The sequence below is a fragment of the uncultured Paraglaciecola sp. genome, assembly GCF_937123705.1.
GTDB lineage: Bacteria > Pseudomonadota > Gammaproteobacteria > Enterobacterales > Alteromonadaceae > Paraglaciecola.
The window spans coordinates 1-5,021 of record NZ_CAKZKO010000063.1 but is presented as its reverse complement, the minus strand read 5'-3'; the positions used below and the strand labels follow the sequence as shown (position 1 = coordinate 5,021).

The window sequence follows — 5,021 nt, the reverse complement described above, 5'->3', positions numbered from 1 at the left end:
GTTGTGCAGATCGCCGAAGATGTTCTGGCCCAATCCGCCCTCCCCGAGCAAGGCCAAAGCGCAAACCCGTTGACGCGCGGCTGGCAGCAACAGGTGTTTCCGCTCTGCCGCGACACTGTAAGCCGCTATCCTTTCAATGATGGCACCGATGCCAGCCCCGCAGATTTGGCCGCACTGCTCGGGCCGCAGGGCGCGCTCAGCATCTTTGTGCGCCAAACCGCAGCGCCGTTTCTTGAAACATCGGAAACCCCTTGGCGCTGGAAGCCGGAAGCCCGCTTCGCCGGAACGACACCCGAAAGTGCAGCCTTTCTGGAGCGGGCCATGCAGATTGGCGAAGGTGAACTGGAGTTATCAGATTTCGTTATCCTAGACGGTGAAGTCCTAACGCCGCAAGAAATGATCAACTACCGAACCCAGACCGTTCCCTTTGGTAACAATGTGATCACCACGACCAAGAAGTTCACGACAGAGGGGCAGCAGGAAAGGTTTTTTAACTGGGCTAAAAATAACTCAGGAGCTTCCGGCCCTATGCTAAGTAACGAAGGGCAAACAGTGAGTAGCGGAACTGTGGCGTGGAGAACATTACATACGCCTATCTTATTTGAGAATGGTAAGTATCAAATTGAGATGGCTGTTGGATCTAATTCGTCATACCTTTCTGCAGGAACACAGAAAGCAAGTTTCAACACTAACACTGTGAACCAAAGTTTTTATGATTACGCTGCAACAGGCGGAACGGGCGTTTATTATGCCCGAAGTGGAAACCCTCAATTAAGTCATAATAATAATCAATCTGTAGATCGAGCACTCACAGAGTTTTCTGCAGCCAAAATTGGTGATCGAGATTCGTTCTACATTGATATAGCTAATCGTAAAATGTACTACGCCTTCAACGGCGTGTTAGCCACTGGGCACGATCCAATATCTGGCACAGGAGGTTGGACCATTACTGACGGTGATGTGAGATTTTATTCTAGCTACTACGACGCTAGTTCTGAAATGGAGCTGAACATTGGTAAAACCGACTATGAATACCCTGTAGCTGGATATGGCCCCCTTAAGGAATCCGCGAAGTCTAACCTTAAGCGGTGTAATTTCTACGAACTCCAAAACGGCGCTATGTGCGATAATGTAAACGATAAAGTGTTTACGACAGGTGCTGCATGGTACACAGCAATCTCCAACTTCGTAATGCCAACTGGTAAGTTTTATATGGAATGGGAAGTCAGTGACCTTACGCACCAAATTGTAGGTGCAGGTAATCATGATCTTTCTAGCGCCAATACATACTTAAGTTTGGCTGCGAATGGAGATAGTGCTGGGATGTACTTCTACAATTCCACAACGACTATCTATAAAGATAATACTTCCACTCTAGTAACTACACCTGGCCTATCTGGGGCAACAGTCATTGGTGATATCCTTCAGGTGGCTGTTGACGCAGACACTGGCAAGTTGTGGATTGGCCGTAATAATGTCTGGGAAGGCGATCCGGCAGCGGGTATAGGAGAAGTAGATACTCTTGGCATAGATGGTCTTCGGTTTGCTATCTCTGTTAACGCTAATACGGGTTGTTATTATAATTTCGGTGATAGCCCATGGAAGATGACAGCACCGACAGGATTTAAAGGCCCTGCCGAAGTTGATTTTGACGGTTTACGACTTTCTCAAGACGACAGAAATTATGAATATGGCGCCAATGGTTGCCAGCTTTTGTTCGAGAATGGGGGAGCGTTAGGGGAGGTAACTGAGGGTAATCTCCAAAACTGGACGTTGACGGGGATTACACCTGACGATCAGCTAACGGATACGCCGGGTGATCCTTACGCGGTTCTGAGTTCTATGCATACGTATGGAACAAATGTGGCTATTAGTGGGGGAGGGTTACGTACAACTGTCTCTAGTACAGCCACTGATAGAGGGGCATTGACCAACATCTCTGCCGGCTTCCCGATTTACTTTGAATTCACAGTGGGGAATACGTTGGCTGATAATAACTTAGGTCTACAAATGTGTCCCAATAACTGGGACACAGGCCCTTACCCCACTGGTGGTTTTCGTTGGCAGGATACTGGTAACATTAATCAGAATGGTGGTTCAGCGGGGTCTACTCCGGCGTGGTCCAACGGTAACGTTATGATGGTTGCTTACAGTCCTGCTGACGGTATGGCATGGGTTGGACGTAATGGTTCTTGGCAGGGGAATGCACCTACGATAGGCGGTGTAGGGGATATTTCAGGACTTGCAGGAAAATTGTTTGTTGCAACGAATCATTATGGAACATCACGATACTTAACTCTTAATTTTGGGCAGCGACCATTCGAGTTCACCCCACCTGAAGGTTTCCTTGAGTTAAAATCATCAAGCCTACCAACTCCACAATACCACGGACGAGACAAATTCGATGTTGCCGTCTCTGTTGGGACGGGAGCACCCCGAGATATCTATACGTCCTTTGATCAAATCGGATTAGTCTGGGGTAAAGCAAGATCATCAGCCTATAGTCATCGATTAGAAGACCGATTACGTGGTGCGGGAAAAGGATTGTTTTCTAACACTACTGCTGCAGAAGAGATCCGCACGGATAGTATCACTGACTTTAGTCCGGGAGGTTTTTCCTTCGGTGTCGATGCTGGTTCTGGGTATAACCAGAACGATGTCAGCTATGCCTATTGGATATTCGGGAACGACGGAACAGAAGTCACGAACAATGACGGAACTATTCCTTCTCAAGTGATTGCTGATAGTTCTGGGTATTTTTCGATAGTCACTATTATAGGAAACCAAACAGATAATCAGACCTTTGGTCACGGATTAGATCGCGTACCTGAAATGGTTATTGGGAAGTCCCTTGCTTCCGGCATGGGTTGGCCCGTGTGGCATAAAGGCTTAACGAGTGATAGATACGGAATTTTCTTAAACTCGTATGCTGCGGAGAACAACCCAAGTACTGATTATTGGCGTCCTGAGTTAGTAACCAATTTTATTATGGGCCTGGGGGCGAATGACGATGCTAACGATAACGGACAGACTGTATTGTTTCTTTGTTTCGCGTCTATAGAGGGGCTGTCAAAAGTATTTACCTATAAAGGTAACGGATCGTCTTACGGCCCTTATGTGGGGTGTGGATTTAAACCGCGTTGGATTTTACTGAAACGAATTGATGGTATAGGCAATTGGGTTCTCCATGATGCTACACGGGACGAAGAAAACCCATCTGACGCTTTATTGAATCCTAATACATCCAGTGCGGAATCAAGTTTTTCTGGGCTGGATATTATCGCAAACGGCTTCAAGATCAGAACTACTGATTCTGGTTATAACACAAGCGGGGATACTTACATAGGCCTTGCCATCGCAGACGTTGCTGGTGGGGGGAATCTTCCGGCTATTTTGGGGAATTAATCATGAAATATGTAATCGAAAAAAATGGAATTCTTGTTTCTTCGATCAGTGCTTGGACGCCGGGGGTGGCTAAAAAATGTAATTTGGTCGGGAATAATCAACCACCCCAATCCTTGCCGTTTGATCTAGGTGAAGGGGCTACACTTAGGACCGTCAGGATAGTTCGGGTAAGCCCAACCCCTTATCAATTAGTTATAGATAATGGGGGGGAATTGGTCGGTGGTGAATGGGTTATCACGCAGTCTTTACAGGATAAAACTGTTGAACAAATTGCGGCTCAGAAACGAGATAAGGTAAATGCTGAAGCGGCGCGTCGCATTGAAGACATCGCGCCACTTTGGAAGCAAGTACGCGGGAGCGAGCGCGCAATTGAGCTAATCGAAATCAAAAGTGCTCGACCTTGGAGTACTGTCGAGAGTAATGAAGCAACTTTTCTTAGACAAAAGAGACATAAAATCGAGGCTATTCGCCAACGATCAAACCTTTTGGTTTCCCTATCAGATCGCGATTTGGCTAATACAGATATTTTTGATGACGGTCATTGGAGTACGCCATGATTGATACGGTTTTAAGAGGAGAAAACGTAGATAAATTTATTGGCGTTACGGCAATTTCTACTCCGTTGTGGTTTCATTACTTCAACACAGGTGTCGCCGTCTGTCTCGGGATCGGTGGTCTTGCTTTGCTCGCGTTTCGCATCGCCAAGGCTCGGCAGGAATACCTGAAGGCAAAAGAGGAAAGGGCGCAGTTATGACAAGGCTTAACTGGTCAGATTACCCCAACTTCTCTGCATCCGAGTTTGCTTGTAAATGCGGCTGTGGTCGCGCGGATATGAAGCCTGAGTTTATGGCAAAGCTGCAAGAGTTACGTAATCAGGTTGGGCCTTTGGAAATCACAAGCGGATTTCGATGCAGGAACCACCCCGTCGAGAAAAACAAGAAGCGACCGGGCGCGCATTCCGTTGGACTTGCGGCAGATATCGTTCCGCTGAAATCAAGGCGATACGATTTACTCACCACCATTAGCGACATGCGTTTTAGAGGTATCGGGGTTGCTAAGACTTTCATCCACATAGACGAGGGCCACCCATACGCATATCGCCCCGCGTCTTGGAGTTATTAGGAAAGCTACCATGAAAAGCATATTGATGACGGTCGCTCTTGTAGCGGCTTTTTTTGTGTCTGCTTGTACGACACCGGGCGGTAATCCCCTGAGTGCTGAACAGCAAGTGCAGATTACCTGCGAGGGCATTATCTCTACTGTTCGCATCCTTTCTGGATATCGAGCAGCCGGTGAACTTTCAGACGAAACGATCAAGACAGTTTCTGACCTGATGCCATCCACTGTGAAGCTCTGTTCTGGTGAGGTGACGGATTATCAATCTGCCCTGACAACTTTGCAGGAAACGGCTTTTATTCTTCTGACTGTTAAGAAAGGTGTTGAATCATGAACCCGGCAACAATCGCAACGGTAAACGCGCTTATTGAAATCGGTGTGTTTGCTTTTAAGTCTATTCGGGCCGTTCAAAATGGCGACAAGACACCTGAGCAAATTCGTGCTGAATGGCCCGCGATTTCTGCCAAGCTGGATGACGCATGGGCAGCTTGGAAAGCGGC

General features: G+C 47.3%; 5 protein-coding genes. All 5 read left to right on the top strand.

Annotation, left to right across the window (positions count from 1 at the left end; all coding sequences use genetic code 11):
* On the top strand, nucleotides 1-3,405 hold a 3,405-nt coding region (locus tag Q0688_RS10555), incomplete at its 5' end, for a hypothetical protein (RefSeq protein WP_299075797.1).
* Between the two features lie 2 nt (nucleotides 3,406-3,407).
* Nucleotides 3,408-3,962 (top strand): hypothetical protein, encoded by a 555-nt coding sequence (locus Q0688_RS10550; protein WP_299075794.1) that lies wholly within the window; start codon nucleotides 3,408-3,410, stop codon nucleotides 3,960-3,962.
* A complete protein-coding gene (locus tag Q0688_RS10545) occupies nucleotides 3,959-4,159 on the top strand; it encodes a hypothetical protein (RefSeq protein ID WP_299075791.1) in 201 nt (66 codons plus the stop codon). The genes Q0688_RS10550 and Q0688_RS10545 overlap by 4 nt, the downstream gene beginning before the upstream one ends.
* Nucleotides 4,156-4,527, top strand: a complete 372-nt coding sequence (locus tag Q0688_RS27640) for a D-Ala-D-Ala carboxypeptidase family metallohydrolase (RefSeq protein ID WP_367179786.1) — start codon at nucleotides 4,156-4,158, stop codon at nucleotides 4,525-4,527. Before Q0688_RS10545 ends, Q0688_RS27640 begins: the two co-directional genes overlap by 4 nt.
* Before the next feature lie 10 nt (nucleotides 4,528-4,537).
* Nucleotides 4,538-4,855 (top strand): hypothetical protein, encoded by a 318-nt coding sequence (locus tag Q0688_RS10540; RefSeq protein ID WP_299075788.1) that lies wholly within the window; start codon nucleotides 4,538-4,540, stop codon nucleotides 4,853-4,855.
* Nucleotides 4,856-5,021: the final 166 nt, after the last annotated feature.

What these genes read in the sequence shown, in the direction of transcription:
- Q0688_RS10550 (WP_299075794.1), top strand. Translation starts at nt 3,408, where the DNA reads ATGAAATATGTAATCGAAAAAAATGGAATTCTTGTTTCTTCGATCAGT.
- Q0688_RS10545 (WP_299075791.1), top strand. Translation starts at nt 3,959, where the DNA reads ATGATTGATACGGTTTTAAGAGGAGAAAACGTAGATAAATTTATTGGC.
- Q0688_RS27640 (WP_367179786.1), top strand. Translation starts at nt 4,156, where the DNA reads ATGACAAGGCTTAACTGGTCAGATTACCCCAACTTCTCTGCATCCGAG.
- Q0688_RS10540 (WP_299075788.1), top strand. Translation starts at nt 4,538, where the DNA reads ATGAAAAGCATATTGATGACGGTCGCTCTTGTAGCGGCTTTTTTTGTG.